Annotated in this window: 26 protein-coding genes and 1 riboswitch; of the genes, 5 read left to right on the forward strand and 21 right to left on the reverse strand. The window is 68.2% G+C overall.

Annotation, left to right across the window (positions count from 1 at the left end; all coding sequences use genetic code 11):
* Positions 1-76 precede the first annotated feature (76 nt).
* Positions 77-676 (forward strand): GDSL-type esterase/lipase family protein, encoded by a 600-nt coding sequence (locus JMV16_RS19035; RefSeq protein ID WP_201495870.1) that lies wholly within the window; start codon positions 77-79, stop codon positions 674-676.
* A 472-nt stretch (positions 677-1148) separates the two neighbouring features.
* Here JMV16_RS19035 and JMV16_RS19040 read toward each other — a convergent pair whose 3' ends face one another.
* The 5 genes from JMV16_RS19040 to JMV16_RS19060 all read right to left on the reverse strand — a co-directional run bounded on the left by JMV16_RS19040 (position 1149) and on the right by JMV16_RS19060 (position 6434).
* Positions 1149-1766: a glutathione S-transferase family protein gene (locus JMV16_RS19040; RefSeq protein WP_201496029.1), complete on the reverse strand. Its 618-nt coding sequence runs from the start codon at positions 1764-1766 to the stop codon at positions 1149-1151.
* Positions 1767-2219: 453 nt separating this feature from the next.
* Positions 2220-2507, reverse strand: a complete 288-nt coding sequence (locus tag JMV16_RS19045) for a hypothetical protein (RefSeq protein ID WP_201495871.1) — start codon at positions 2505-2507, stop codon at positions 2220-2222.
* Between the two features lie 185 nt (positions 2508-2692).
* Entirely contained in the window at positions 2693-3991 is a 1299-nt protein-coding gene (locus tag JMV16_RS19050; protein ID WP_201495872.1) for a D-amino acid dehydrogenase, read from the reverse strand.
* A gap of 50 nt (positions 3992-4041) precedes the next feature.
* A riboswitch (glycine riboswitch) is annotated at positions 4042-4149 on the reverse strand.
* A gap of 94 nt (positions 4150-4243) precedes the next feature.
* Positions 4244-5446, reverse strand: a complete 1203-nt coding sequence (locus JMV16_RS19055) for a M20 aminoacylase family protein (RefSeq protein ID WP_201495873.1) — start codon at positions 5444-5446, stop codon at positions 4244-4246.
* Between the two features lie 7 nt (positions 5447-5453).
* A complete protein-coding gene (locus JMV16_RS19060; protein ID WP_201495874.1) occupies positions 5454-6434 on the reverse strand; it encodes a tripartite tricarboxylate transporter substrate binding protein in 981 nt (326 codons plus the stop codon).
* A gap of 131 nt (positions 6435-6565) precedes the next feature.
* Here JMV16_RS19060 and JMV16_RS19065 point away from each other — a divergent pair, with 131 nt between their 5' ends.
* On the forward strand, positions 6566-7450 hold the full coding sequence (locus JMV16_RS19065) for a LysR family transcriptional regulator (protein WP_201495875.1): 885 nt from the start codon (positions 6566-6568) through the stop codon (positions 7448-7450).
* Between the two features lie 265 nt (positions 7451-7715).
* Here the strand turns inward: JMV16_RS19065 and JMV16_RS19070 are convergent, their stop codons facing one another.
* The 7 genes from JMV16_RS19070 to catA form a co-directional block, all read right to left on the reverse strand.
* Positions 7716-9041: an amidohydrolase gene (locus tag JMV16_RS19070; RefSeq protein ID WP_201495876.1), complete on the reverse strand. Its 1326-nt coding sequence runs from the start codon at positions 9039-9041 to the stop codon at positions 7716-7718.
* A 20-nt stretch (positions 9042-9061) separates the two neighbouring features.
* Positions 9062-10447 carry an MFS transporter gene (locus tag JMV16_RS19075; protein ID WP_201495877.1) on the reverse strand — a complete coding sequence of 462 codons (1386 nt, stop codon included), beginning with the start codon at positions 10445-10447 and terminating at the stop codon, positions 9062-9064.
* A 41-nt stretch (positions 10448-10488) separates the two neighbouring features.
* The gene (locus tag JMV16_RS19080; RefSeq protein WP_201495878.1) at positions 10489-11277 is read right to left on the reverse strand and encodes a 1,6-dihydroxycyclohexa-2,4-diene-1-carboxylate dehydrogenase; all 789 of its coding nucleotides are present in this window, start codon (positions 11275-11277) and stop codon (positions 10489-10491) included.
* Between the two features lie 10 nt (positions 11278-11287).
* Positions 11288-12295 (reverse strand): benzoate 1,2-dioxygenase electron transfer component BenC, encoded by a 1008-nt coding sequence (benC, locus tag JMV16_RS19085; RefSeq protein WP_201495879.1) that lies wholly within the window; start codon positions 12293-12295, stop codon positions 11288-11290.
* Positions 12296-12353: 58 nt separating this feature from the next.
* Positions 12354-12839 (reverse strand): benzoate 1,2-dioxygenase small subunit, encoded by a 486-nt coding sequence (gene benB, locus JMV16_RS19090; RefSeq protein ID WP_201495880.1) that lies wholly within the window; start codon positions 12837-12839, stop codon positions 12354-12356.
* Between the two features lie 35 nt (positions 12840-12874).
* A complete protein-coding gene (benA, locus tag JMV16_RS19095) occupies positions 12875-14290 on the reverse strand; it encodes a benzoate 1,2-dioxygenase large subunit (protein ID WP_236580612.1) in 1416 nt (471 codons plus the stop codon).
* A gap of 149 nt (positions 14291-14439) precedes the next feature.
* A complete protein-coding gene (gene catA / locus JMV16_RS19100) occupies positions 14440-15354 on the reverse strand; it encodes a catechol 1,2-dioxygenase (protein WP_201495882.1) in 915 nt (304 codons plus the stop codon).
* Between the two features lie 121 nt (positions 15355-15475).
* Between catA and JMV16_RS19105 the strand changes: the two genes are divergently transcribed.
* On the forward strand, positions 15476-16420 hold the full coding sequence (locus JMV16_RS19105; protein WP_201495883.1) for a LysR family transcriptional regulator: 945 nt from the start codon (positions 15476-15478) through the stop codon (positions 16418-16420).
* Here the strand turns inward: JMV16_RS19105 and JMV16_RS19110 are convergent, their stop codons facing one another.
* The 7 genes from JMV16_RS19110 to JMV16_RS19140 form a co-directional block, all read right to left on the reverse strand.
* Positions 16421-17635, reverse strand: coding sequence for a benzoate/H(+) symporter BenE family transporter (locus JMV16_RS19110; RefSeq protein WP_201495884.1), 1215 nt, complete (start codon positions 17633-17635; stop codon positions 16421-16423).
* 74 nt (positions 17636-17709) lie between these two features.
* Complete coding sequence (gene pcaD, locus JMV16_RS19115) at positions 17710-18543, reverse strand: 3-oxoadipate enol-lactonase (protein WP_201495885.1); 834 nt, start codon at positions 18541-18543, stop codon at positions 17710-17712.
* Between the two features lie 11 nt (positions 18544-18554).
* Positions 18555-19757, reverse strand: a complete 1203-nt coding sequence (gene pcaF / locus JMV16_RS19120; protein ID WP_201495886.1) for a 3-oxoadipyl-CoA thiolase — start codon at positions 19755-19757, stop codon at positions 18555-18557.
* An 18-nt stretch (positions 19758-19775) separates the two neighbouring features.
* The gene (locus tag JMV16_RS19125; RefSeq protein WP_201495887.1) at positions 19776-20423 is read right to left on the reverse strand and encodes a 3-oxoacid CoA-transferase subunit B; all 648 of its coding nucleotides are present in this window, start codon (positions 20421-20423) and stop codon (positions 19776-19778) included.
* Positions 20420-21136 (reverse strand): 3-oxoacid CoA-transferase subunit A, encoded by a 717-nt coding sequence (locus JMV16_RS19130; RefSeq protein ID WP_201495888.1) that lies wholly within the window; start codon positions 21134-21136, stop codon positions 20420-20422. Before JMV16_RS19130 ends, JMV16_RS19125 begins: the two co-directional genes overlap by 4 nt.
* 59 nt (positions 21137-21195) lie before the next feature.
* Positions 21196-21477: a muconolactone Delta-isomerase gene (gene catC / locus JMV16_RS19135; protein WP_201495889.1), complete on the reverse strand. Its 282-nt coding sequence runs from the start codon at positions 21475-21477 to the stop codon at positions 21196-21198.
* Positions 21478-21517: 40 nt separating this feature from the next.
* Complete coding sequence (locus JMV16_RS19140) at positions 21518-22729, reverse strand: muconate cycloisomerase family protein (RefSeq protein WP_201495890.1); 1212 nt, start codon at positions 22727-22729, stop codon at positions 21518-21520.
* Between the two features lie 94 nt (positions 22730-22823).
* Here JMV16_RS19140 and cynR point away from each other — a divergent pair, with 94 nt between their 5' ends.
* A complete protein-coding gene (cynR, locus tag JMV16_RS19145; protein ID WP_201495891.1) occupies positions 22824-23702 on the forward strand; it encodes a transcriptional regulator CynR in 879 nt (292 codons plus the stop codon).
* A 165-nt stretch (positions 23703-23867) separates the two neighbouring features.
* On the forward strand, positions 23868-24134 hold the full coding sequence (locus JMV16_RS19150; protein ID WP_201495892.1) for a hypothetical protein: 267 nt from the start codon (positions 23868-23870) through the stop codon (positions 24132-24134).
* Here JMV16_RS19150 and JMV16_RS19155 read toward each other — a convergent pair.
* Together JMV16_RS19155 and JMV16_RS19160 are read right to left on the reverse strand one after the other, a co-directional pair.
* Positions 24112-26412, reverse strand: coding sequence for a xanthine dehydrogenase family protein molybdopterin-binding subunit (locus JMV16_RS19155; protein WP_201495893.1), 2301 nt, complete (start codon positions 26410-26412; stop codon positions 24112-24114). The genes JMV16_RS19150 and JMV16_RS19155 overlap by 23 nt on opposite strands.
* A 1-nt stretch (position 26413) precedes the next feature.
* Entirely contained in the window at positions 26414-26875 is a 462-nt protein-coding gene (locus JMV16_RS19160; protein ID WP_201495894.1) for a (2Fe-2S)-binding protein, read from the reverse strand.
* Between the last annotated feature and the right edge of the window lie 61 nt (positions 26876-26936).

Below are 26936 nucleotides of genomic sequence, written 5' to 3' on the forward strand. Positions count from 1 at the left end.
CCTGGCCACAGCGGGTGCACTGACGACCCCCGCACAGGCCGCGGGTGGCTCTTTGTCCATACAGCCCACGCCACGCGTGGAGCATTGGCAACACAGGCAGTCCGCCATCGAGCAGGAACTGCAAGACCGCACGCGCATGGCGGCGACGCGTTTGGTCTTCGTAGGCGACTCAATAGCCGACTTTTGGCTCTTCGACGACAACCCCTGGGTCAGCGGGCAGAAGTACGGCCGGCAGGTCTGGAACGAGAGCTTTGCGGGCGACACACCGCAGAACCTGGCACTGAACATCGGCATCTCTGGGGACCGCACCGAGCATCTCTTGCATCGCATCAAGCCGCACGCTGCTGGAGGGCTGGGTCACTTGAATGCGGTCGGTTTGAGGCCGGAGTTTCTGGTGGTGATGCTCGGCATCATCAACACTTGGGCCGCCGAGTCGCCGGTGGCCGACAGCGTCCTTGAGGGTGTGCGCGCGGTGCTGGCGGCCGCGCACGAGAGGCAACCGCAGGCGCGCATCGTTGTGCAGTCCATCCTGCCTACGAACGATCCTGTCAAGAACCGCGAGGTGATGGAGGTGGTGAACCAGCGCCTGCAGGCGCTGGCGCGTTGCCCGGACTGGTCGACGCTCACGGGCTGGCTCGACCTGATGCCTGGATTTGTAGACGCATCTGGCCTGTAAGTGGCTGCGCTGTTCACTGACGGATTGCACCCCAACCAAACGGTCTATCGCATCTGGCGCGACCGCCTGCTGCCCTTCCTGGCGACGAAACGACACAAGGCGTCGGCCGCTATGGCTGCCAGGGAATCCACGTCGACCCATGGAAAGTGACGGATTTGAAAGGCAACTTTGCGGCCACAAGTTCGACGGATCGAATGTCTCCAAGGGGTCGGTTGGGTGAGTTCGGCCGAGTGAACAGCAGTCACCGGCCGGGTGCCGGCGGTGCTGGCCCAGTGCCGGTGCCGGATACGTCAGCAGTACTTCGCATAGCTGTCACTCGGACCAGCGCAGGCCGCTGGGCCGAACGTCGGCTTGATGGCGCCTACCGTGAGTACGCTGGCCGCAGGCGACCGGCCTACGCTGCGGAACTGCCTCTCGTCTTGGCGACTGGACGTCTCGGACCAGGCTCGCGCGCGCGGAACGCTGCTGCTCTTCAGGGCATGCCGTTGTCGACGAACTCGGCATATCCAGGTTGGGCCTTCAAACGAAGCAGATATGCCGCGACCTCAGGTAGATCCAGGTGATCGATCGGCGTGGCCTTCCAGCGGTGGCACGATAGACCGATAACGACGTCGGCCACCGTGAACTGTTCGCCGGCCACATGGCCGCCTGTGCGCGCGAGCTGCTCGTCCAGCATGCGCATCTTCTGGTTCCAGCGGCTTTCGCTTTCCCGTACCACTTCTGCCGGGGTGGGCACGCCCCGGTGGAGCGCCAGGAACGCGGGGCGCCACGCATCATTGAGCTCGGTGGCTTGCCAGTCCATCCACTGCTCGACCAATGCGCGGTCTCGCGGAGCAGATGGCAGCAGCTGTGTGTCGGCCTGTCGCGCAGCGAGATACCGACAGATGGTGTTGCTCTCCCAGAGCACGGTCTGGTCATCCACCAGAACCGGTACCAACGCATTGGGATTCAGCCTCAGGAAGTCCGGCTCCCGCGTCGAGCGATAGCCAGCGCCCCAGTCCTCTCGCTGGACCGGAATTCCCAAGATGGCAGCCGTCCACATCACCTTGCGGACATTGATGGAACTGAGTCGGCCGAGAACGCGGGGGATCGTCATGGTCGGCAGGATCCAATTGGCCGGAGAGGGCTGCAGTGTCACCGTTTGGGCCGTCCTGCCGCCAGCGCCGTGCCCGATGGACCCGTGATCCATGAATGGCGGCGTCAGACTACGTGCCACCGGTCAAGTTCGACCGCTGAGTGACCGCCAAGACCGGAAACTGTCTCGATTGAAGCCGGCAGAGCCTGTTTTCGACTATGTTTGTCAAGGTCGGGGCCTTCAGGACCGATCCGACCTCGGGTGTTTACGACTTCTCCGGTCACTGTGGCTGAATCGCCACGCTGGATCGCTAGGCTTTTCGCGGGGTGCTGTTTACGACTATTTTTGGTCAGAACACCTGCTGGTCTTCCTTGCCAATAAAGTGCGGGACGGCCCGGCCGCCAGGGTCCGAGTCCGCCGGCGCGCATTGAACTGGCTGAAGCGACCAACGTCGGAGTCCGGCGTCGTCTAGCGGCTTTGCGATTCGGCCTTGTTCGTGGAGCTCTCCGCTTTGACCCGACGCGGCCGTAGCCCCTGGGTTGCAGCGGCCACCACCGCCGAGTCCTCCTTGAGATCGAGGAGAACTTGACGCGTGGACCATGCGGCTACGAGGAGAGTGCCCACGAGGTAGACGACGACGAAGGACGTTTCCACGCCACTTTGCTGAAACATGCCCCACAGCACGATCAGCATCCACGCGCAGATGCCGTAGCCCATCAGGTAGGCAGCGCGCCGACGCTGCTGCGCATGTTTCACCGCAAGTGTTCTCGGGCCAGCCAGGGCGACTGCACCGCGCCGTACAAGCCGAGCGAACCGGTTCTGTTGGACCGGATCGTGCTGTTGCCAAGCTCGTAGTGCTGGATGGCGCGGCCCGAGATACCGAGTTAGTCAATCGCACGACACTGCCCCGCGGCTCGCAGCCGTGCCCTACAAACTGCGGCCTAGGCCGGCAACTCGACACCTTTGAACGCTCCGGCGCGGGCCAGCAAGCCGGTGAACGCAAAGTCGACTTCCGGCGCCAACCCGCTGACGATGCGCGCAATGCTCTTGCCCGATCCGCACGCATGGGTCCAGCCTAGCGTGCCGTGGCCGGTGTTCAGGAACAGATTGGAGATCTTCGAGCGCCCGATGATCGGCACGTTGGACGGCGTCGCGGGCCGCAGACCGGTCCAGAACTGCGCCTGCTCGCTGTCGCCTGCACCCGGGAAGAGTTCTTCGGTGCGCCTGACGATGGCCTCGCACCGGACGCGGTTCAGATCCCGGTCGTAGCCGTTCAGCTCGGCTGTGCCGGCGATGCGCAGGCGGTCACCCAGGCGAGAGAAAACCAGCTTGTACTCGTCGTCCGTGAGCGAGACCTGGTGGGCCATCGAGGCGTCCTTCACCGGCATCGTCACCGAGTAACCCTTGGCCGGGTAGATGGGCAACCGGATGCCGAGCGGCGAGGCGAGCAGCGGGCTCAGGCTGCCCATCGCCAGCACGTAGGCATCGCCGCGCACGCGTTGGAAGCGGCCCTCGGCATCGGTGGCCTCGACGTGATCGATGCTGCCGCCCGCTTCGCGCAGCGCCGTGACCGTGTGGCTCATCAGGAACTGCACGCCGTCGCTGCGGCAGCGTGCCACGAGTTCACGCGCGAAACGGTTCGCGTCGCCCGACTCATCTTCGGCCGTGTAGGTCGCGCCGGCCAGCTGCGGTCGGATGTGGCGCAGCGCCGGCTCGAGCGCAACGGCCTCGTCGGCCGAGATCACGCGCCGGTCGCAGCCCAGTTCGCGCATCTGTGCGGCAGGGCCTTCAGCACCCTCGAACTCCTTCTGGCTGGTATAGAAATGCAGGATGCCCTGGGTGCGCTGGTCGTACTCGATGCCGGTGTCGCGGCGCAGAGCCTGCAGCATGTCGCGGCTGTAGGTGCCCAGTCGCACGATCTGCTCGATGTTGTGGCGCGTACGGGCCGGGGTGCATTCGCGCATGAACTGCAGGCCCCACAGCCATTGCCGCATGTCGGCGCGGATGCGGAACAGCAGGGGCGCGTCTTCCTTGCCGAGCCACTTGAGGACCTTCAACGGCGCGCTGGGATTTGCCCAGGGCTCGGCGTGGCTCACCGAAATCTGCCCGCCGTTGGCAAAGCTGGTCTCGGCGGCCGGGCTGGCCTGCCGGTCGATCACGGTGACGTCGTGACCCTGCTGGCGCAGGAAGTACGCGGAAGTGACGCCGAGCAGGCCGGCGCCGAGGACGATGACTTTCATGGAGAACTCCAACAGGCAAGAAAGCCCGCATGGCGATGGCCATGCGGTGTGCCGCTCCCCCTGTCCTTGGTACCTGAGAGATTCAGCCTCGAGCATCAAACCCGGGGCCTTGCTCCTTCGGTGCGTCACGCGTGTGACGGCTCTCCAGACGGCGATGGTGGTGTGCAGTACGGGACCTGAGCGTTCATGGGAGATTGCGCCTTCGGTGGCTCCGGCAGCGGCCGGAGCGCTCTCCTGCGGGGTTCAAACAAACTATGAAAGGCTGGCCTGCTCCTGGGTGGCAAGGTAGCGTTCAGCCAGCAGCACCCAGTAGGCGCTGCCGGTGGCGACGTTGTCGTCGTTGAAGTCGTAGCCGGGGTTGTGCACCATGCAGCCGCCTGCGCCCGGGCTGCCGTCGGTGCCGTTGCCGATCAAGACGTAGCTGCCCGGCACTCTCTCCAGCATGAAGGCAAAGTCCTCGCTGCCGGTCAGCGGTGGGCCTTGCGGCGTCACCCGCTCGGCGCCGACCAGTTCGGTCGCCACGGCGCGCGCCAATGTGGTCTCGGACGGCGTGTTGACCAGGACCGCATAACCCGGCCGCCAGTCGATCTGCGCCCGGACGCCCAGGCTTTCGGCCTGCGCCGCCACCAGGGCCTTGATGCGCAACTCGAGCGTGGCGCGCACCTCGCGGTCCAGCGCGCGCACGCTGATTTCCAGCGTGGCCTGGGCCGGAATCACGTTGTTTGCCTGGCCGCTGTGCAGTGCGCCGACGGTGACCACCGCAGCCTGCAGCGGGTCGATGTTGCGCGAGACGATGGTCTGCAGCGCCATGACGATGCTGGCCGCGGCGACGATCGGGTCGGCCGCCCGGTGCGGCATCGCGCCGTGCCCGCCGGTGCCTGTGAGCGTCACGGTGGCATAGTCGGACGAGGCCATCGCCGCACCTTCGCGCAGGACGAAGTGGCCCTGCGCAATGCCTGGCATGTTGTGCATGGCGAAGACGGCGTCACAGGGAAATCGCTCGAACAAGCCGTCCTCCATCATGCGCAGCGCCCCGCCACCCCCTTCCTCGGCCGGCTGGAAGATCAGGTGCAGCGTGCCGTCAAACGACCCCTGTTCGGCCAGGTGGCGCGCGGCCGCCAGCAGCATGGCCGTGTGGCCATCGTGACCGCAGGCGTGCATCACGCCAGCGTGGACGCTGGACCAGCCGGCGCCGCTGGCTTCGCTGATCGGCAGCGCGTCCATGTCGGCGCGGATGCCCAGGCGCCGGGTGCCGCTGCCGCGCACCAGGCTGCCAACCACGCCGGTGCCACCCATGCCGCGATGGACGGCATAGCCCCAGCCTTCGAGCTTGTCGGCCACCAGGCGGGCCGTGCGGTGCTCATTGAAGGCCAACTCGGGGTGCCGGTGGATGTCTCGGCGCAGACTGATGAACTCGCCAGCCCGGGCCTGCAGCGCCTGAAGCAGATAGGTCACGGTCGGCTCACTGCGGCTGCAAGTTGATTTGCCTGGCGATGGCGCGATAGCGTGCAGTCTCCGCTTCGAAGAACTTCGCCGACTCGGCGAGCGTCATCGGCGCCGCCGGGATCTGGGTCTGCGCCGCGAGTTGCGTGCGCACCGCCGGGTCTTGCAGCGCCTTGCCGATGGCATCGTGCAGGCGGACAACGACGTTCTCTGGTGTGCTCCTTGGCACCATGAAGCCGGTCCAGATCTTGTAGGAGAAGCCCTTCAGCGCCTGACCCTCGCTCACGGCAGGCACGCCCTTCAACAGTTCCGAGCGCTGCATGCCCAGTTGGCCAATCACCTTCATGCGCCCTTGCTCGGCCAGTGCACCCATCGCAGCGCTGTAGACCAGCACGGCGAAATCGACCTGGCCGCCGGCGACGTCCTGCAGCAGCGGTGCATTGCCCTTGTAGGGTACGTGCGCCAGCTTGATGCCGGTCTGCGCCTGCACGTTCTCCAGGATCAGGTGGTACAGCGAGCCGATGCCCACGCTGCCGTAGGTCAGCGGCTTGTCTGCCGACTTGCGCGCCAGGGCAATGAGTTCGTCGACGTTGTTCACCGGCAAGTCCTTGCGCGTCACGAAGACCATCACCGCATCGGCCACCGGGTGCACCAGGCGGAAGTCCTCCGTCTTCAGTTTCACGGCGGCATTGGCCAACGGCGACAGGATGACTTCGTTGGGCGAGCCCTGGAAGATGTAGTAGCCGTCCGCGGGCGCAGCCAGCACCTTCTGTGCCGCCAGGGCGCCGCTGACGCCGCCGAGGTTTTCCACCAGCACCTGCTGACCCAGATCCTTGCCGAGCGGGTTGAAGAAGATGCGCGCGATCGCGTCGGACGGCCCCCCCGCCGGATACGGAACCATCAGGTTGACTGGCTTGGCGGGCCATGTCTGCGCGATGGCGGCGCCTGCGGCCAGCATCAGGCCGGCCATCAAGGTCAACGAACGTTGGAATCTGGTCATGGCGAATCTCTCCGGGTGGGGTGACGGTGGGCCTCGGGTTCCGTCAATGTAGGGTCACGTCTCAAGCACGTCCAATGCATTGTTGACTTCTATATGATGAGTCCAGTGCATGCATAACCCAGGCCTGACCCGTGACGCTGGTCCAGCTTCGACACCTGATCTCGCTGGCCCAGAGCGGGTCGTTCACCCGGTCCGCGGAGGCGCTGTTCCTGACGCAGCCAGCCCTTAGCCGCAGCATCCGGGCGCTGGAGGAAGAACTGGGACAGCCCTTGTTCGACCGCGTGGGAAGGCGCAGTGTCCTGACGCCTTTCGGCCTCGACGCCTTGCAGCGCGCCCGGCAACTGGTCTTCGATGCTGATGAACTCGCCAGCAGCGGGCTGCAGATGCGCGAGGGCCGTGCGGGCACCGTGCGCATCGGATTGGGCTCGGGACCCGGTGCGCTGCTCATGACGCCGCTGTTGAAGACGATGGCGATATCGCACCCGTCGGTGCACATCGAGGTCGCGCGGGGCCCTACCGATGTGCTCGCACGGCGCTTGCGGGAACGGGAACTCGACGCGCTGGTCGTCGATGTGCGCTCGCTGTCGCCTGCACCCGATCTGCGGGTGTCCAACGTGGTGGAGATGCGCGGCGCCTTCATGGTGCGCGATGGGCATCCGCTCACCCGATGGAACGGCACCCTGCGCTTCGACGCGTTGCGGCAGTTCCCGATTGCGTCCACGCCGCTGAGTGATGAGGTGGCACGGACCATGGTCGAACGCTATGGACCGGCAGCCCATCCTTCAGAGTGCGTCACGGTGCGCTGCGAGGAGATTCCGAGTCTGGTCGAGGTGGTGCGCCAGAGTGACGCGGTGCTGTTGGCGATACGCTCGGCGGCGCCTGACCTGGTGGAACTGGTGCTCAAACCCGCGATGAGCGCAACCGCGCGCTTCGGGATCGTCACGCTCGCCCGCCGGGCGGAGCCGCCAGCCCTGGCTATCGTCAGGACCCTCATTGCCGCCGTGATGCACGACTGATGAACCAGGGCACGGCCGCCAACTCGGGGGCATGGCAAACACCCTCCCGTGGGCCCTGTCCCACACCCAGATCGCCGTGGAGCCGGCCACCACGATGGCATTTCATGCGCGCCAACCACCTTCACCCGATTGAACGAGCCATGCTGTGGCCTGACGCGCTGGGCTTCGGGCGCCGCGCAGCACCATCAGGCCGGAAGCAGCGCGGCTTGTCCGGCGGCAAACCGGGCGGCCCCTGCGCCCTGCCGGTGCGTTCATGCAAAGGAGCTCAGCGCTGCAGCGCGCTCAGCACGGCCAGGCTCATGGCCTTGACCGCGGTCTTGATCGAAGGCTCCGGCACCGGCGCAAAGAACGGCGAATGGTTGCCAGCCAGCGGCTTGCCGCCGGGCTGGCGCGAGGCCGCCACATCCTTCGGGTCGAGCACGCCCACCAGGAAGAACATCGACGGCACGCCCGCGGCGCCGAACTCTGCGAAGTCTTCGCTCGGCGTGATCGGCGGCATGCGGCGGACCTGGCTGCCGAAGGCCGCCTTCAATACGGTCTCGGTGCGCTCGACCAGGGCCGCGTCATTGACCGTGGCGTCGCCGCCCTGGGTGAAGCGCAGCTCAGGCTCGGGGGCGCCGGCCATCGTCGCCGTGGCCAGCGCGGTCCGTCGCAGGCCGTCGCGCAGCTTGCTGCGAACGGTGGCGTCATAGCTGCGCAGCGTGCCGCGCAACACCACGCTGTCGGGAATGATGTTGCCGCTGCTGCCGCCCTGGATCGCGCCGACGCTGAGCACGCCGAACTGGAACGGATCCTTCTCGCGGCTGACCACGCCCTGCACGTCGACGACAAAGCGCGAGGCCATCAGCACCGGGTCGATCGCCTTGTCCGGCGCCGATCCATGCGCCCCACGGCCGCGGAACGTCGCTTCGAAGGCGTCGGCGTTGGACGTCACCGGGCCCACGTTGAAGCCGATCTCGCCGTAGGCCATCGGCCAGCTGTGCAGTGCAAAGGCGAAGTCGGGCTTGCCGAAGCGCTGGAACAGGCCGTCGGCCAGCATCGCCCGCGCGCCGCCCAGCAGTTCCTCGGCCGGCTGGGCAATGAACATCAGCGTGCCCTGCCACCGGTCCTTCAAGGCCACCAGCGTGCGAGCCGTGCCGACCCAGCTCGCCATGTGCAGGTCGTGTCCGCAACTGTGGGCCACGAAGGTCTGCCGACCCAGGTGGTCGACCTGCACCCGGCTGGCGTAGGACAGGCCGGTCTTCTCCTCCATCGGCAGCGCGTCAAGTTCGGTGCGAACCAGAATGGTCGGCCCGGGCCCGTTGCGCAACAGGGCCACCACGCCGGTGCGGCCGACCTGCTCGGTGACCTCGAATCCCGCGCTGCGCAACTCGCCCGCCAGAGTGCGGGCGGTGCGGACCTCCTCGAAGCCAAGTTCGGGATGGGCGTGCAGGTCCTGGTAGAGCCGCTCCACGCCGGCGTAGTGCAGCGCCACCTGGGCGTCGATGTCGCGGCCGATCCGGTCTGCCAGTCCCGATGGCTGCGCCTGACCGGTGGTCGCCAGCAGGCATGCAGCAACGCCAACGATGGCGCACTGGAAGCGTGTTGTCATGGGATGCCCCTGGCGCACGCTCACTTGGAGGCGGAGATGGCCACTGCGGGCGACGTGCCCACGCCCGTCCCGACGGCCGCGCCGGCACCGTGCGCCCGGGCCGAGGCTGAGCGTCCATGCTTGATCATGGCCACGGCCACCGCGGCGATCACCGCGGGAATCGCGATGGCGATGAAGTTCTGCTGCAGCGGCAGCGCCATCGCCACCAGCGTGCCGATCACGATCGGGGCCAGGATGGCACCGCTGCGGCCCACGCCGGAAGCGAAGCCGATGCCTGTCGAGCGGATGGCCATTGGGTAGAACTGGCCGGCATAGGCGTAGGTGACGATCTGCGTGCCGATCGTCGACGCACCCGCCAGGCCGACCACCAGGAACAGCGCCTCGGTGGGCATGGGCACGCCCAGCAGCGTGATCGACACCGCCGCCAGCACGTACATCGAGAACAGCACCCACTTGATGTTGAAGCGGTCGGCCAGCCAGCCACCGCCCACCGCGCCGATCATGGCGCCGAAGTTCAGCGTCAGCACGAAGGTCAGGGCCGAGCCCAGGCTGTAGCCGGCGCCGGCCATCAGCTTGGTCAGCCATGAGCTGAGCGCGTAGACCATGAACAGGCACATGAAGAACGCGACCCAGAACATCGCCGTGCTGAAGCCGCGGCCATCCTGGAACAGCTGGCTCACAGGCGCGTCAGCGGCCTTGTCGACGGCGGGCAGCGCAAAGCGGTCCTCCGCGGTCGGCCTGAAGGCCGGGTCGAGCCTGGCGACGATGGCCTTGAGCTCGTCATGCCGCCCTTGCTTCAGCAGGAAGGGCATCGATTCGGGCAGCGACTTGAGGATGAACGGGATCAGCACCACCGGCGCGGCCGCGGCGAGAAAGACCGACTGCCAGCCATGGCTCTCGATCAGACCCTTGCCCAGCACTGCGGCCAGCATGCCACCCACCGCATAGCCGCTGAACATCAGCGTGACCATGGTCGAGCGAACCTTGCGCGGTGAGTACTCGGTCATCTGGGCCACCACGTTGGGCATGACGCCGCCGATGCCCAGGCCCGCCAGGAAGCGGGTGACGCTGAACATTACCGGGTCGTTCGTCATGCCGGCCGCAGCGGTGAACACGCTGAACAGCGCGATGCAGATGACGATGGCCCAGCGCCGGCCGATACGGTCGGCGATGGTGCCCATGAAGATGGCACCGAACATCATGCCGAACAGCGCCGAGCTGACCATGAAGCCCGCCTGGGTCGCCTGCACGCCCATCTGCTTCATGATCGACGGCAGCGCGATGCCGGCCACGGCAAGGTCGTAGCCGTCGAAGATGATGATGAGGGCGCACCAGAAAAGCACGAGGCCGTGGAAGCCGTTGAAGCGGGCCTCGTCGGCTATCTTGTGAACGTCGATCTGTCTCATGACTTGTCTCCTGAAGATGTTGTGTGTGGGGTCGGGGAGGTTCAGCCCAGGTCGCCGCCGCCGACGGGCAGCGTGACGCCGGTGATGTAGGCCGCGTCGTCCGAGGCCAGGAAAAGAATGGCGCCGGCCTGCTCGTCGATGCTTCCGTAGCGCTTCATCAGGCTGGACGAGACGGTCTGGTCCACGATCTGCTGGTACCAGGCCTTCTCCTGCTCGGTGGGCTGTTCGGCGGGGGTGTAGGTATTGCGCGGAATGCGCCGCGGCGGCGCCTCGGTGCCGCCCGGGGCGGTGGCGTTGACGCGAATGCCGCGCTGCGCGTTCTCGAAGGCCAGGCAGGCCGTCAGCGCGTTGACGCCGCCCTTGGCCGCGCCATAGGGCACGCGGTTGACGCCGCGGGTGGCGATGGACGAGACGTTGACTATTGAACCCGCGCCCTGCTCCAGCATGAAAGGCAGCACGGCGTGGCAGCACCACAGCGTGGGGAACAGCGAGCGCCGCACCTCGGCCTCGATCTCGTGCTCGCGGTAGTGCTCGAAGGGCTTGGCCCAGATGGTGCCGCCGACGTTGTTGACGAGGATGTCGATGCGGCCGAAGCGCTGCGCGGCATCAAGCATCACGCGCTCGGCATCGGCGTTGCGTTCCAGGTCGGCCGTCAGCGTCAGCAGCCGCTCGGCGGCGCCGGGCTGGGCGCGCAGTTCATGCACCAGGTCGGCGCGGTCCACCGCGGCCACCCGGCCGCCTTCGTCCAGCAACCGCTCGACGACGCGCCGGCCGATGCCTTGCGCCGCGCCGGTGACGACGGCAACCTTGTTCTCGAAACGGGGGTTCATGGTTTTGTCCTCAGGCGCTGGCGGCGAACTTCTCGTGGTGGAAGCTGGCCGGCTGCACACCGCATTCGCGGATGAAGCGGTTGACCGCTTCCACCATCGGCGGCGGGCCGCACAGGTAGACGTCCACTTCGCCGTCGTTCAGATGGGCCGGCTGGATGTGGTGGGTGACGAAGCCCTTGTTCGGCCAGGCGCTGTCCGGGCTGGCCACGCAGGCGGCGAAGCTGAAGTTCGGGATGCGCGCGGCAAAGCCGGCCAGCTTGTCCATGTCCACCAGGTCGGCGTCGTGGGTGACGCCGTAGATCAGGTGCACCGGGTAAGGGCTGCCCTCCGCGGCAATCTTCTCCAGCATCGCGGTAAAGGGCGCCAGCCCGGTGCCGCCAGCCAGCAGCAGCAGAGGCCGCTGGATGTCGCGCAGGTAGAAGGTGCCCAGCGGGCCGGTAAGCCTCATGCGGTCACCGGGCTGGGCCTGGCCCGTGAGGTAGCCGCTCATTCGGCCCCCCGGGACATTGCGGATCAGGAACGAGACCTCGCCGTCGCGCACCAGCGAGCTGAACGAGTAGGCCCGCGTCTGGTCGGTGCCCGGCACCTGCAGGTTCACGTACTGCCCGGGCAGGAAGGCCAGCTTGTCGAGCGCGGCGTCCTTCAGCGTCAACGAGAGGGTGCTGGGCGAGAGCTGCCGAACTTCGCTGATGGCAGCCTCCACCGCGGCTTGCGACGCACGGCACACCGCCGACGACGCCGGCACCTGCACCACGCAGTTGCCGCGGGCGCGCATCTGGCAGGTCAGCACGTAGCCGCGGGCGGCCTCGTCGGCGCTCAGCGCGTCCTCGATGTACTCGCCCATCTCGAACGGGCCCGATTCGGCCAGGCACTTGCAGGTGCCGCAGGCGCCGTCGCGGCAGTCCAGCGGAAGGTTCACACCCTGGCGGTAGGCGGCGTCGGCCACCGTCTCCGTCGGGCTGGCCTCGATGAAGCGGGTGACGCCGTCTTCAAAGCGGAAGGCAATCTGGTGGGGCATGGCTTGTCTCCTCTTGCTTGCCGATGCCTGCTTTTGCAGGTCACCGACGCCGGCAGGGTCAGATGTGGTACACGTCCAGGACGTGGTGGATGTAGTCGTTCTTCAACACCACGCGCTTGCGCTTGATGAGCGGCTGGCCGCTGCTCAGGTCCAGCGTGTAGTGGCTGGTGCCGAAGTAGCTGTCCACCGTCTGGTAGCGGTAGCTCAGCGTGTGCCAGTTGAAGCGCAGTTCGATCTGCTCGCCCTTGGCCGAGACGATCTCGACGTTGTGGACGTTGTGGCCCGTGCGCGGCTCGGGCATGCTGGCCGCCGAGCGCTCGGTCTTGATGCGGAACACCCGGTCTTCCAACCCGCCCTTGTTGGCGTAGTAGATGAGCGAGATCTCGCGCTGCGGGTCCGTCGTCAACTGGTCGTCGTCGTCCCACGACGGCATCCAGAAGTCCACGGCCGGGTGGTAGAGCGCCAGCCAGTCGTCCCACTGGCGGTCGTCCAGCAGCCGGGCTTCGCGGTACAGGAAGGCCTGCACTTGTTCAATGGTCATCATTTGCTTGTCTCCTTCAGGCGCAGGTCAGGCGCGAGTTATGCGTGATCGCAGGCTTGGCTGTGCTCGCACACCACATGCGCGGTACCCGCGGCCTGGCGCGCTTCTTCCACCGCAATGGCGCGCTGCATGGTCTGCAGCCAGTAGCCGTGCTGCACGGTGTAGAGGCCCTCGTCCTCGGTCTTGACGCCCGAGAGCAGCGGGTTCAGGCCGATCTCGCGGGCGGCGCCGTCCGGGCCTTGCACCCACTGGGTGGCGCCGCGGCACATGTCGTTCCACTGCAGCGCGATGCCGGCGTAGCCCTGCTGGCAGGCGCGGAACTCCTCCAGGTCATCGGGCGTGGCCATGCCGGTGGCATTGAAGAAGTCCTCGTACTGACGGATGCGCCGGGCGCGCGCTTCGGGCGCCTCGCCCTTGGGCGCGATGCAGTAGATGGTGACTTCGGTCTTGTCGACGCTGATGGGACGCAGCACGCGGATCTGCGAGCTGAACTGGTCCATCAGGTAGACGTTCGGGTACAGGCACAGGTTGCGCGAGTGGCCGATCATCCAGTCGGCGCGGGCCTGGCCGAACTGCGCTGCAAGCTGGTTGCGGATGGGATAGGCCGGACGGTCTTCGGGATTGGCCCACTTGGTCCACAGCAGCATGTGGCCGTGCTCGAAGGAGTAGAAGCCGCCGCCCTGCTTGGCCCAGCTGCCGGCGTCCATGGCCTTGATGCTGTCGCCCGCGGCCGCCTGCTTGCGCTGGTTGGTGGTGGCCGCGTAGTTCCAGTGCACTGAACTGACGTGGTAGCCGTCGGCGCCGTTCTCGGCCTGCAGCTTCCAGTTGCCGTCGAAGGTGTAGGTGGACGAGCCGCGCAGCACCTCCAGGCCTTCGGGCGACTGGTCCACGATCATGTCGATGATCTTGGTGGACTCGCCCAGGAACTCGACCAGCGGCGGCACGTCGGGGTTGAGGCTGCCGAACAGGAAGCCGCGGTAGCTCTCGAAGCGCGCCACCTTCTTCAGGTCGTGGCTGCCGTCCTTGTTGAAGCTGTCCGGGTAGCCGGCGCCATTGGCGTCCTTGACCTTGAGCAGCTTGCCCGAGTTGTTGAAGGTCCAGCCGTGGAAGGTGCAGGTGAAGCTGGTCTTGTTGCCCTTCTTGTGGCGGCACAGCGTGGCGCCGCGGTGCGAGCAGGCGTTGATGATGGCGTTGAGCTCACCCGCCTTGTTGCGCGTGATGACGATGGGCTGGCGGCCGATCTGCGTGGTGAGGTAGTCGTTGGGGTTCGGGATCTGGCTCTCGTGGGCCAGGTAGATCCAGTTGCCTTCGAAGATGTGCTTCATCTCCAGGTCGAACAGGGCCTCGTCGGTGAAGGCGCTGCGGTGCAGGCGGTAGAGCTGCCGTTCGGCGTCCTCCACCAGCATGCCGGCCAGGCGCTGCTTGACGTTTTCCAGGGATGCGGAAGTGCTCATGCTTGTCTCCATGCCCGACTCACGCGGGCCTGTTCTGGGCAAGGCTTCGCCCGACCCGGTCGCAAGGCTGCGCCGGGGGGAGAGGCTTCTTGGGGGGGGGGGAAGGTGGCGCCGGGCGGGGCGGCGCCGGCGTCAGGGGAGCAGCGGGCTTAAGCCGCGGCGCGGGTGCGGGCGAAGTCCGTGGCCGGCGCGCGCACCTGATCCGCGTGCAGCGTGAAGTCGAACTGGATCTCGTAGAACGGCTTGTCGACGTTCAGCGCGTTCATGGCGGCGCGGTCGTTGTTGGTGTAGACCTTGGGCACCAGGCCCTCGCGCGTGCCGAAGGCGAAGTCGTCCCACAGGTGCGGGTCGTTCTCGATGTTGATCTGCGTGGTCAGTTTGCGGTGGCCGGGGGCCGATACGAAGAAGTGGATGTGGGCCGGGCGATGGCCGTGGCGGCCGAGTTGCTGCAGCAGGCGGTCGGTGGCGCCCCCCGGGGGGCAGCTGTAGCCCACCGGCATCACGCTGCGGAACTTGTAGCGGCCCTGGGCGTCGGCGACGATGGTGCGGCGCAGGTTGAACGCGCTCTGCGTGGTGTCGAAGTACGAGTAGTTGCCCTTGTCGTTGGCATGCCAGACCTCGACCGTGGCGCCGGCCACGGGCTGGCCGTCGGTACCGCGCACCACGCCCTGCATCACGACCACCTCGCCGGCGGTCTGGCCGTCGTCCAGCCGGGCCTCGCCCTGCGCCACAGGCGCACCGGCCACGTACAGCGGGCCTTCGATGGTGCGCGGCGTGCCGCCCTTCAGGCCGGCACGGGCCTCGGCCTCGTCCATGCGCAGGTCCAGGAAGTGCTCGAGGCCGATGCCCGGGGCGATCAGGCCCAGTTCGCCGTTGCGGCCGGCTTCGGCGAAGTAGTTCAGGCCAGACCAGAACTCCTCGGGCGTGATGTCCAGGTCTTCGATGGCGAGCATCAGGTCGCGCACCAGGCGGTTCACGACGAGCTTCACGCGGGAATTGCCTTCGCCGACGACGCCGGTCTTCTCGAAGCGGTCCAGCAGTTGGTCGATGGTCTTGGTGTCCATGGGTTGTCTCCTCTGTGAGGTTGGTGGGGGAAGAAAGGCCTGGAATGGAACGAATAGTAGGAATTCGTTTGCCTCGAGTCCAAGACGCTTTTAGACTGTTTTGATACCCAAAAGGCATGCAATGGAATTGCGTCACCTTCGCTACTTCGTGGCGGTTGCCGACGAGCAGAGCTTCACCCGCGCGGCGGAGCGGCTGCACATCTCGCAGCCTCCGCTGAGCCGGCAGATCCAGGATCTGGAAGAGGAATTGGGAACGCCGCTGTTCGAGCGCGGGTCGCGGCCGCTGAAGCTGACCGAGCCGGGCCGCTTCTTCTACAGCCACGCCACGCGGCTGCTGGAGCAGGCGGCGCAGGCCGCGCGGGCCACGCGGCGCGTGGCGCGCATGGAGCGCCGGCTGGTGATCGGCTTCGTGGCGTCGACGATGTACGGCGCCTTGCCGCGCCTGGTGCGGCTGTTCCGCGCGGCACTGCCGCAGGTCGAAATTGCCCTGGAGGAGATGCCGACGCTCGACCAGATCGAGGCCCTGAAGAGCGGGCGCATCGACGTCGGCTTCGGACGCATACGGCTCGAGGACGCGAGCATCAAGCGGGAGGTCTTGCGCGAGGAACGCCTGGTCGCCGCAATACCCATGGAGCATGCGCTGGCCATTCCGGGCAAGCCCATCATCCTGGCTGCGCTCGAGAGCCAGGACATTCTTGTCTACCCCCGAAAGCCGCGCCCCAGCTACGCGGATCAGGTGCTGTCGCTGTTCCGTGACCAGGGTCTGCATCCCGCAGCCGTGCACGAGGTGCAGGAGATCCAGACCGCGCTGGGCCTGGTGGCCGCGGGCATGGGCATCTGTGTGGTGCCCGAAGGCGTGAGCCGGCTGCGTCCGGACGAAGTGATCTACCGCGCGCTGAGCGACCCTCAGGCGGTGTCACCGATCATCATGAGCACCCGGCTTCACGGCCAGAACGAAGACATTGCCACCTTGCGCGCGCTCATCGATCGCATCTACCAGGAACAGGCCGAGGCACGCCAGCGTGCCGAAGCAACACGCGCGGCGGCAGTGGACAAGCCGGTCTAGCTACCGGGTGACGGCGCGGACGGCCGGGTCCGGCGCCGGCGCTGCACTTGCGCGTGGTCGCTGCCAGCCCAGCACGGCATGCGCGCAGCCGCCGATCACCACGCCCCAGAACGCTGCACCCAGGCCCCACAGGCTCATCCCGCTGGCGGTGACGAGGAAGGTGACCATCGCTGCTTCACGGTGCTCGGGGTCGCTGGCGGCGCCCTGTACGTTGGCCGTGATCGCGCCGATCAGCGCCAGCCCGGCCAGCACGGCGACGAAAGGCGCGGGCAGCACGGTGAAGACGCCGATGAGGGTGCCCGCCAGGCAGCCGCCCAGCAGGTAGAACAGGCCGTTGGCGATGCCGGCCACGTAGCGTCGGCCCGGGTCCTCATGCGCGTCACGACCCGTACACAAGGCCGCGGTGATGGCCGCCAGCACGGTGGTGATGCCGCCAAACGGCGCCGTGCAGAGTGACGCCACACCCGTGGCAATCAGCACCGGACGGGCCGGCGTGGTGTAACCCGCGCCACGCAGGATGGCCATGCCGGGCAGGAACTGTCCGGCCAGGCTGACCACGGCCAGCGGCACAGCCAGGCTCAGGGTCGAGGCCCAGTTCCAGGTGGGCGCGGTGAACACGGGTCTGGTGACTTCCAGGCGCACGCTGCTCCAGTCGCTACCCCCGACGGCTGCGGCCAGGGCCAGACCCAGGGCCAGCACCATCAGCAGGTGGTAACGCGGCCAGAAGCGGCGCGCCACCAGGTAGCCGGCCACCATGCACAGCGTGGGCAGCGGCATCGCTTCCACCGCCTTGAAGGCCCGGGCACCGAACTGGAACAGGATCCCGGCCATCATCCCGGCGCAGATGGCGCGGGGAATCCGCTGCATCAACCAGTCGAAGCTGCCGCTGAGGCCAACGATCAGGATCAGAGCCGCGGCGGTGATGTACGCCCCCACCGCTTCCTGCAGCGACAGCGCCGGAAACAGCGTGATGAGGAGCGCCGTGCCCGGCGCCGACCAGGCGGTGATGACCGGCACCCTGAGCCACCAGCTCAATGCGATGCCGGAGACGGCCGCGCCCATCGAGATTGCCCAGACCCAGGAGGCCATCAGCTCCGGCCCGGCGCCCGCCGCCCGGGCGGCCTGGAAGAAGATCAGCAGCGGGCCGGCGTAGGAGATCAACACGGCCAGGAAACCGGCGGTGACGGCGGAAACGGACCAGTCGCGTCGGAGCATGGTGTAGGGCGGAAGGCGTGAAACGGGAGCGCCCGCAAGCCGCGGGCGTGCGGGACGGCAGCTGCAGACCGTGCTCAGGCTGGCAATGCGTGTTGCAGCCAGTCGTCCACCGCGCTGCGGAAGGCCAGCGGCTGTTCCAGCACGCTCAGGTGCGAGGCCTCGGGCAGCACCACAAGACGCGCACCAGGGATGCCTTGCGCGATGACACGCGCCATCTCGGGCGGCGTGCCCTGGTCCAGCGCGCCGGCGATCACCAGGGCTGGCACTGCGATGCCGGGCAGACGGTCCGTGGTGTCGACCCCGGCGATGGCCTGGCAGCAGGCGATGTAGCCCGCCGCATCGCAGCTCAGCACACGGGCGCGCCAATGCGCGACGGTCTGCGGCTGCCGGGCGTGGAAGCCGGCGTGGAACCAGCGCTGCAGCGCGCCGTCGACGATGGCTACCAGCCCGCCCTGGGCAATGCTGGCGATGCGCTGCGACCAGCCGGCCTGCGCCTCTTGCGGATAGCCCGACGTGGTGTTGGCCAGCACCAGCGCCCGCACCTTGCCCGGATGGCGCAGCGCCAGCTCCTGGCCGACCATGCCGCCCATTGACAGGCCCACCCAGACCACCGGCCCCTGGGCCAGCTCGTCGATCAGGCGAGACGCGTCGTCGGCCAGCTCGGCCAGGGTGTAGACCCCGATCGGCGCCTCGCTGCCACCGTGGCCGCGCTGGTTGTAGCGCACCACGCGGCCATGTTCGGCCAGGTGGTGGGCCAATGCGTCCCACATCGTCAGGTCGCAGCCCAGCGCGTGCGCCAGCACGAAGGTGGGGTGCGCCGGGCCGCCCTCACGCAAGCGCTCACGCGGGCCCTGGACGTCGTAGCGCAGGCGCGGTGCGCGGGTCGTGAGTCCGGTCACGGCGTTCATGTCGTTCCCCTTCACACCCGCTCCAGCACCACGGCGATGCCCTGCCCGACGCCGATGCACATGGTGCACAGCGCATAGCGCCCGCCGGTCGTGTGCAGCCGGTTGACGGCCGTCGTCGCCAGGCGCGCGCCCGAGGCGCCCAACGGGTGGCCCAGCGCGATGGCGCCGCCCCAGGCGTTCACGCGCGGGTCGGCGTCGGCCAGGCCGAGCTGGCGCAACACGGCCAAGCCCTGCGCGGCGAAGGCCTCGTTGAGTTCGATGACGTCGATCTGGTCCAGCTTCAATCCCGTCAGCGCCAGCACCTTCTGCGTCGCCGGCGCAGGGCCGATGCCCATCACGCGCGGCGCCACGCCGGCCGTGGCCATGCCGACCACGCGGGCCCGGGGCCTGAGGCCGTGTATCGCGGCAGCGGCTTCGTCGGCCAGCAGCAGCGCGCAGGCGCCATCGTTGACGCCGCTGGCATTGCCGGCCGTCACCGTGCCGTCGGGGCGCACCACGCCCTTCAGCTTGGCCAGCGCTTCCAGGCTGGTGGCGCGCGGGTGTTCGTCGGTGTCGACGACGAGCGCATCGCCCTTCTTCTGCGCCACGCTCACCGGCGTGATCTCGCGCGCCAGGTGGCCGGCCTGCTGCGCCGCCACCGCACGCAGCTGGCTGGCCAGCGCCATGCGGTCCTGCGCCTCGCGCTCGATGCCGTACTCCGTGGCGACGTTCTCGGCCGTCTCGGGCATGCTGTCGACGCCGTACTGCGCCTTCATCAGCCGGTTGACGAAGCGCCAGCCGATGGTGGTGTCGTGGATGGCATTGGCGCGGCTGTAGGCGCTCTCGGCCTTGGGCATCACGAAGGGGGCGCGGCTCATGCTCTCGACGCCGCCGGCGACCATCAGACGGGCCTCGCCGGCGCGGATGGCGCGTGCGGCCGTGCCCAGCGCGTCCAGGCCCGAGCCGCACAGGCGGTTGATGGTGGCCCCCGGCACACCCTCCGGCAGCCCGGCCAGCAGCAGCGACATGCGGGCGACGTTGCGGTTGTCCTCGCCGGCCTGGTTGGCGCAGCCGTAGAGCACATCGTCCACTGTCGCCCAGTCGACACCGGGGTTGCGCGCCATCAGCGCACGCAGGGGGATGGCGCCGAGGTCATCGGCACGGACGGAGGCCAGCGCACCGCCGTAGCGGCCGAAAGGCGTGCGGATCGCGTCGCAGATATAGGCTTGTGTCATGGGAACCTTTTCAGTGCGTCAGGGGCGGACAGGCAGCCCGAGCAGGCGTTCGAGTTCGGCATGGCTCAGGCCATCGACCTTGTCGATGAGTTGCAGGCCCTGCGGCGTGCAGGCCAGCGTGGCCAGGTCGCCGTAGATGCGCTTGACGCAGGCCAGGCCGGTGAGCGGGTAGGTGCAGCGCTCCAGCACCTTGCTGGCACCTTCGCGGGTCAGCAAATCCATCATCACCCAGGTCTGCTTGGCGCCGATGGCCAGGTCCATCGCGCCGCCCACGGCCGGGATGCTGCCGGGCTCGCCGGTGCTCCAGTTGGCCAGGTCGCCGGTGGCCGAGACCTGGAAGGCACCGAGCACGCAGATGTCGAGATGGCCGCCGCGCATCATCGCGAAGCTGTCGGCGTGGTGGAAGTAGGCGCCGCCCGGGCGCAACGTTACCGGCTGCTTGCCGGCGTTGATGAGGTCGTAGTCCTCGTCGCCCGTTGCGGGTGCGGGGCCCATGCCCAGGATGCCGTTCTCGCTGTGCAGCACCACTTCGATGCCGGGCGGAATGTGGTTGGCCACCGTGGTCGGCATGCCGATGCCCAGGTTGACGTAGGCACCGTCGAAGATGTCCTGCGCCACCCGCCGCGCCAGTTCGTCCTTGGTCCGTCGTTGGTAGTTCTTGCTCATGCTGCCACCTTGAAGCCGCCAGCTTGCGTGGCCACGCGGTCGATGCACACCACGCGGCTGACGTGGATGCCCGGCGTGACAATGTTTTCGGGGTCGAGTGCGCCGAGTTCCACCACCTCGTGTACGGTGGCCACCGTGCGCCTGGCGGCGGTGGCCATCACGGGGCCGAAATTGCGCGCCGCCTTGCGGTAGACCAGGTTGCCCCAGCGATCACCTCGCTCGGCCTTGACCAGCGCCAGGTCGCCGTGAATCGGGTACTCCAGCACATAGGGCCGGCCGGCGATGACGCGGGTTTCCTTGGCACTGCCATCGGCGTTCCTGGCCAGCTCGGTGCCATAGCCCGTCGGCGTGAAGAAGGCGCCAACCCCGGCGCCCGCGGCGCGCAGGCGCTCGGCCAGGTTGCCCTGCGGCACCAGTTCCAGTTCGATCCTGCCGCTGCGGTAGAGCGCGTCGAAGACGTGCGAATCGGCCTGGCGCGGAAAACTGCAGATGATCTTGCGCACGCGGCCCGCGGCCAGCAGTGCGGCGAGGCCGCTGTCGCCGTTGCCGGCGTTGTTGTTGACCACCGTGAGCTCACGCGCGCCCTGCGCTATGAGGCCGGCTATGAGCTCGTTGGGGATGCCGGCGGTGCCGAAGCCGCCGATCAGCACCGTGGCGCCGTCGGCCGTGCCGGCCAGCGCCTCGGCGATGGAGGTCGTGATCTTGTCTATCACTTGGATTTCGCCTTCATAAGTTGTCGCAGGCAGGGCCTGCGCGGGGCCTGGCGTGGCGGTCAGCCGACCAGCGCCGAGGGGTGTTGCGCCAGCGGCGTGACGTGCAGCTTCATGTACGGAAAGAGTGGCAGCTTCGACAGCAGGGTGTGCAGTTCGTCGTTGGAAGCGACGTCGAAGACGCTGTAGTTGGCGTACTCGCCGACCACGCGCCACAGGTGGCGCCAGCGGCCGTCGCGCTGCAGGTCTTGTGCGTAGGCTTTCTCGCGGGCCTTGATTTCATCGGCCTGCGCGGTGGGCAGGTCGTGCGGGATATGGACGTCCATGCGGACCAGGAACAACATGGTTTGGGCTCCCTCAGGATGGGTTTTCAGGCGGGATTGCTCAAGCCATTGCGGCGCGACGGCCGAGATCGACGTGCGTGGCGTTCAGGCCCGCACGAGCGCGGTCGAAGCGGGTCAGCTGCGCGATGTCGGCCTCGACGCCGTATCCCGGCCCGTCGGGCAATTGCAATTCGAAGTCGCGGATCTCCATGCGCGCGCCCACGACATCGTCCACCAACAACTGCGGGCCGAAGAGTTCGCAGCCGTGGTGCTGGGGGCCCAGCGTGCTGAAGACATGTGCCGCGGCGGCGCTGCCGATCGAAGTTTCGAGCATGGTGCCGCCGTACCAGCCGATGTCGGCCGCCTCGGCGACGGCCGCCACCTGCAGCGTGCGCAGCAGGCCGCCGTGCTTGGCCACCTTCAGCGAGAACACCTGCGCCGCCTGGGCGCGCGCCAGCCGCATCGCGTCCTGGGGCGTACACACGGTTTCGTCGGCCATGAAGGCTGCGCGATCGCCCAGCGTCGCGGTCAGCATGGCCAGGGCCTCGACGTTCCACTTCGCCACCGGCTGCTCGATCAGGGTCACGCCGGCGGCGATCAGCGGCGGCAGCCAACGCCGCGCAGTGGCGCCGTCCCAGGCCTGGTTGACGTCCACCGTCAGCGTCGCCTGGCCGTCCAGCGCACGGGCAATCTGCGCCACATGCGCCACATCCTGGGCCGGCGCGCGGGCGCCGATCTTCAGCTTGAAGATGCGGTGGCGGCGCTGCTGCAGCCGCAGCTGCGCTTCCTCGATGTCGCGGGCCGCGTCGCCGCTGGCCAGCGTCCAGGCCAGCGGCAGGCTGTTGTGGCGGCGCCCGCCCAGCAGCTGCCAGGCCGGCAGACCCAGCGTGCGCGCCACGGCGTCGATGAGCGCCATCTCCACCGCGCTCTTGGCGAAGGCATTGCCGCGGCAGGCGAGGTCCATGCGCGCCAGAGCGGCGCCGAAGTGGCCGCCCGGTTGTCCCAACAACGCCGGGGCCAGGTGGTTCTGGATGGCGTGCAGGATGCTCTCGGGCGATTCCTCGTTCCATGAGGGGCCGCCGATGGTCGCGGCCTCGCCGAAGCCGCAGGCGCCGTCGGCCAGCCAAAGTTGAACGATGACCGGGCTCTGGCGGCTGATGGCGCCGAAGGCCAGCTTGTGCGGCCGGACCGTCGGGATGTCGATGATGCGGGCCTCGATGCGTTCGATGGGCCAGCTTCCCGGCGTGGGGAGGAACCTAGGATGGTGTTGCATGTCGCCACGTTAAGGCGCCTGCGTTGCCAACTCCAATGACATATTTTCGATGAATCGTTCGATATGAACGAACGGTACGCGCTACGATGCGGCGATGGAACTCCGCCAGCTGCGCTACTTCCTCGACATCGCCGAGACCGAACACCTCACGCAATCGGCGCAGAACCTGTTCGTCACGCAGAGCACGCTGTCCCACGGCCTGCGCCAGCTGGAAGAGGAACTGCAGGTGCAGCTCTTCGAGCGGCTGGGGCGCGGCCTCAGGCTTTCACAGGCCGGCGCCGAGTTCCGCAGCTACGCCACGCGCGCGCTGAAGGAAATCGAGGCCGGTCGCATGGCACTGTCCGAGCTCAGCGGCCTGCAGTCGGGTCGCCTCACGGTGGGCGCGATCCCGACCTTCCTGAACACCGTCGTGCCCGTCACGGTGGGGGCCTTCAGCCGCAGTTACCCGGGCGTGGTGATCGAGGTGCGCGAACTGCGCGCCGGGCCCATCGAGGAGCAGTTGCGCAGCGGGGAACTTGACCTGGGGATCGCCTTCCACCCGACGACACACGCCGAGATCGAGACCGAAGCGCTGTTCGACGAACACATGCTGCTGGTGGTGGCGCCCGCGCACCCGCTGGCGGCGCGGCGCAGCCTGGCGTTGAAGGCGCTGAACGGCGTGCCGCTGGCGCTGCTGCCGCGCAGTTTCGCAACGCGGCGCCTGGTCGATGCGGGCCTGCACGAAGCCGGCGTCGTGCCCACGGTGCGCATCGAGATGGCGTCGGTCGAGTCGCTGCTGGTGGTGTGCCGCCATGGCGACGTGGCCAGCATCGTGCCCGAGCGCGCCGCGCGCCTGGCACCCGATCTGCACGCCATCGCGCTGACCGCGCCGCAAGTGGTGCGGCACGCAGGCATCCTCTGGCGCCGCGGCGCGTCACGCAGCGCGGCGGCACGCGAGTTCGCAGCGAGACTGCGCGAGGCGCTACGCCGTTGAGGCTGGCCAATCAACCGCCGCGCGCTGCCCTCTGTCGGGCAGCAAAGCTGCGAAGGCCTTCGAGAGGCGCCTGCGGTCCTTGGACGTCCGCTTTGAAGCGGTGAGCATTTTCGAGGGGCAGCTGACGTACGGCGGCTCAAGGCCTGCCCCGAGGGCGGCTATGCCGTGGGCCCGCGCCAGCGCACCCCGGCCCTGCCAGCCTTGCCGCCGGCCGACGAGAACGAGTCCGTCTACCTGCGGATTGCCGACGACTGCCTGCTGGGCCGGCTGCCCGAGCGTTGCACCGAGAACGGGCTGCTGCTGGCCGGCCAGAGCGAGGCGGCGGCCAACTTCCTGCGCCGGCATCTGCACGACGCGGCGCGCGAGAAGGCCGGCGAGGTGCCGGCGCGGGCCGCGCCGCCTCCGGGTTTCAGGCCCGCAGCTGGCCCTTGATGGGCAGGTTGCGGATGCGCTTGCCGGTGGCGGCGAAGATGGCGTTGCACAGCGCCGGGGCGATGGGCGGCACGCCCGGCTCGCCGGCACCGCCCAACGGCGCGCTGTAGTCGCCCCCCAGCATGTGTACCTCGATGCGCTTGGGGGCCGCGCTCATGCGCAGCACCTCGTAGCCGTCGAAATTGTGTTGCTGGGCGCGGCCCTTGCTGAAGGTGACCTCGCTGCCCAGCGCATTGCCTATGCCCATCATGCAGGCGCCTTCCATCTGCGAGCGCAGGCGCTCGGGGTTGACGATGGCGCCGCAGTCGATGGCGATGTCCACGCGCGGAATGGTCAGGTCGCCCTGGGCGTTGACGGCCACTTCGACCACCGCCGCCACATAGGTGGTGAAGCTGTAGTGCGCGGCGATGCCCAGGCCCCGGCCCTTGGCCAGCGCCCGGCCCCAGCCGGCCTTCTTGGCCACTGTGGTGGTGACGCGGCGCAGGCGGGCTATGTCGATGGGATAGGCGGTGGGGTCTTCGCCGTGGTTCCAGCTGTCGTTGAGGTCGCGCGGGTCCATCTGGCGCGGCGGGCCCAGCAGTTCGAGCAGGAAATCTTTGGGGTCGCGGCCGGCCGCGTGGGCCAGTTCGGCCACAAAGGACTGGATCGCGAAGGCATGCGGCAGGTTGGAGACCGCGCGGTACCAGCCCACGCGCACATGGGCCGCGGCCTCGGGGTTCTCGATGCGCAGGTTGGGCACGGCGAAGGGCACGTTGGTGAGGCCCATGCCCAGCTCGATGGGGGATTCGAGCTTGGGGTCGGGCATGAACAGCGCCATCAGCGTCGGGCCCACGCTGCGGTGCAGCCAGGCGGTCGGCTTGCCCTTGGCGTCGAGGCCGGCCTCAAGGTGCTCGACCGAGACCGTGTGGTAGTACGAATGGTGCAGGTCGTCGTCGCGCGTCCACACCAGCTTGACCGGCCGGCCCTCGGTCTGCTGCGCCACCAGGGCGGCCTCGCTGGCGAAATCGCCCTTGCTCTTGCGGCCGAAGCCGCCGCCCAGCAGCGTGACGTTGACCGTCACCTTGTCGGCGCCCAGGCCCAGGCGCTTGGCGACGCCGCCGCGCACGGCCTGCGGGCTCTGGAAGGGGCCCCAGAGCTCGAGCTGGCCGTCCTTGAGGCGCGCCGTCGCCACCGGCGGCTCCATCGGTGCCTGGGTCAGGTGGGGCATGTAGTACTCGGCCTTCACCACCTTGGCCGCGGCCTGGAAGGCAGCTTCGACATCGCCGGTCTTGCGGATCAGCTTGCCGGGCTTGGCGGCGGCCTCGGACATCGTTGCGCGGTAGGTGTCGGAGCTGTAGCCGGCGTTGGGGCCGTCGTCCCATTCGAGCACCAGGGCCTCGCGGCCTTTCATCGCGGCCCAGGTGGTGGTGGCGACCACGGCCACGCCGGGCAGGGGCTCGAAGGCGCTGGGGATGCCCGAGCCCTTGATCTCGACCACCTTGACGACGCCCGGCACCTTCAGCGCGGCACGGGCGTCATGGCGCTTGAGCGTGCCGCCATAGACCGGCGAGCGCGCCACCACGGCAAAAAGCAGGTCGGGGAAGACCACGTCCATGCCGAAGACGGCGCGGCCGGTGGTGATATCGAAGCCGTCGACGATGGGCAGCTTGCCCTTGCCGATGTAGCGGAACTCGGCCGGCGTCTTGAGCCTGATGTCGGCGCTGGCCGGCACCGGCAGCGCGGCGGCGGCGCGCGCCACCTCGCCAAAGCCCAGGCTGCGGCCACTCGGCTTGTGCAGCAGCTGGTGCTTGCGCGCCACCACCTCGGCCACCGGCACGCCCCAGTGTGCGGCGGCGGCGGATTCCAGCATCTGGCGCGCGGCGGCGCCGCAGCGGCGCATGGGCATGAAGAAGTGGCGCGTGGTGCGCGAGCCGTCGGTGTCCTGGTTGCCGTAGCGCGGCTCGTCGCCGGGCGCCTGCACCACGCGCACGCGGGCCCAGTCGGCCTCGAGTTCGTCGGCCACGATCATGGGCACGCCGGTGCGCACGCCCTGGCCCATCTCGGCGCGGTGGCAGGTGATGGTGACGGTGCCGTCGTCGGCGATGGCGACGAAGACCAGCGGGTTCTCGACCACGCCGTTGGGCATGCCGTAGGCGCCGTACTTGGGCGCTTCGGCAGCGTCGGCGCTGTCCGGCCAGCCCAGGGCCAGCGCGAAGCCGCCGCCGGCGGCGCCACCGATGAAATGGCGGCGGCCGAGGCTGCCGATCAGGGGTTCGGGTGTCTGGAGGAGGGCGCTCATCTCAGGCTCCCTTGGTGGAGGCTGCGGCCTGCTTGATGGCGGCCTTGATGCGTGTGTAGGTGCCGCAGCGGCAGATGTGGCCCGACATCGCGGCCTCGATCTCCTCGTCGCTGGGGCGCTTCCTGCTCTTCAGCAGCGCGGCAGCCTGCATGATCTGGCCGGCCTGGCAGTAGCCGCATTGCGGCACGCCGTGCTCGCGCCAGGCCACCTGCAGCGGATGCTGGCCCTGGGGGTGCAGCCCTTCGATGGTGGTGATGCGCTTGCCGGCCAGCGTGCCCATGGCGGTCTGGCAGGCGCGCGCCGGCTCGCCGTCCACATGCACGGTGCAGGCGCCGCACAAGGCCTGGCCGCAGCCGAACTTGGTGCCGGTCATCTGCAGCACATCGCGCAGATACCACAGCAGCGGCATCTCGGGATCGCCGTCGTAGGCGTGCACAACGCCATTCACGGTGAGGCTGGCCATGGGTGGAACTCCTTGAGGGTGAACGGGGCGGCGCCAGGCGCGGCGTGGGCGCAATCTATGC

The organism is Rubrivivax sp. A210, assembly GCF_904426505.1.
Classification (GTDB): Bacteria; Pseudomonadota; Gammaproteobacteria; order Burkholderiales; family Burkholderiaceae_C; genus Rubrivivax.

What these genes read in the sequence shown, in the direction of transcription:
- JMV16_RS19075 (WP_201495877.1), bottom strand. Translation starts at nt 10,447, where the DNA reads ATGAGACAGATCGACGTTCACAAGATAGCCGACGAGGCCCGCTTCAAC.
- pcaD (WP_201495885.1), bottom strand. Translation starts at nt 18,543, where the DNA reads ATGAACGCCGTGACCGGACTCACGACCCGCGCACCGCGCCTGCGCTAC.
- catA (WP_201495882.1), bottom strand. Translation starts at nt 15,354, where the DNA reads ATGGACACCAAGACCATCGACCAACTGCTGGACCGCTTCGAGAAGACC.
- JMV16_RS19060 (WP_201495874.1), bottom strand. Translation starts at nt 6,434, where the DNA reads ATGACCAGATTCCAACGTTCGTTGACCTTGATGGCCGGCCTGATGCTG.
- JMV16_RS19070 (WP_201495876.1), bottom strand. Translation starts at nt 9,041, where the DNA reads ATGACAACACGCTTCCAGTGCGCCATCGTTGGCGTTGCTGCATGCCTG.
- cynR (WP_201495891.1), top strand. Translation starts at nt 22,824, where the DNA reads ATGGAACTCCGCCAGCTGCGCTACTTCCTCGACATCGCCGAGACCGAA.
- JMV16_RS19050 (WP_201495872.1), bottom strand. Translation starts at nt 3,991, where the DNA reads ATGAAAGTCATCGTCCTCGGCGCCGGCCTGCTCGGCGTCACTTCCGCG.
- JMV16_RS19155 (WP_201495893.1), bottom strand. Translation starts at nt 26,412, where the DNA reads ATGAGCGCCCTCCTCCAGACACCCGAACCCCTGATCGGCAGCCTCGGC.
- JMV16_RS19110 (WP_201495884.1), bottom strand. Translation starts at nt 17,635, where the DNA reads ATGCTCCGACGCGACTGGTCCGTTTCCGCCGTCACCGCCGGTTTCCTG.
- catC (WP_201495889.1), bottom strand. Translation starts at nt 21,477, where the DNA reads ATGTTGTTCCTGGTCCGCATGGACGTCCATATCCCGCACGACCTGCCC.
- JMV16_RS19080 (WP_201495878.1), bottom strand. Translation starts at nt 11,277, where the DNA reads ATGAACCCCCGTTTCGAGAACAAGGTTGCCGTCGTCACCGGCGCGGCG.
- JMV16_RS19140 (WP_201495890.1), bottom strand. Translation starts at nt 22,729, where the DNA reads ATGCAACACCATCCTAGGTTCCTCCCCACGCCGGGAAGCTGGCCCATC.
- benB (WP_201495880.1), bottom strand. Translation starts at nt 12,839, where the DNA reads ATGATGACCATTGAACAAGTGCAGGCCTTCCTGTACCGCGAAGCCCGG.
- pcaF (WP_201495886.1), bottom strand. Translation starts at nt 19,757, where the DNA reads ATGACACAAGCCTATATCTGCGACGCGATCCGCACGCCTTTCGGCCGC.
- JMV16_RS19160 (WP_201495894.1), bottom strand. Translation starts at nt 26,875, where the DNA reads ATGGCCAGCCTCACCGTGAATGGCGTTGTGCACGCCTACGACGGCGAT.
- JMV16_RS19105 (WP_201495883.1), top strand. Translation starts at nt 15,476, where the DNA reads ATGGAATTGCGTCACCTTCGCTACTTCGTGGCGGTTGCCGACGAGCAG.
- JMV16_RS19125 (WP_201495887.1), bottom strand. Translation starts at nt 20,423, where the DNA reads ATGAGCAAGAACTACCAACGACGGACCAAGGACGAACTGGCGCGGCGG.
- benC (WP_201495879.1), bottom strand. Translation starts at nt 12,295, where the DNA reads ATGCCCCACCAGATTGCCTTCCGCTTTGAAGACGGCGTCACCCGCTTC.
- benA (WP_236580612.1), bottom strand. Translation starts at nt 14,290, where the DNA reads ATGAGCACTTCCGCATCCCTGGAAAACGTCAAGCAGCGCCTGGCCGGC.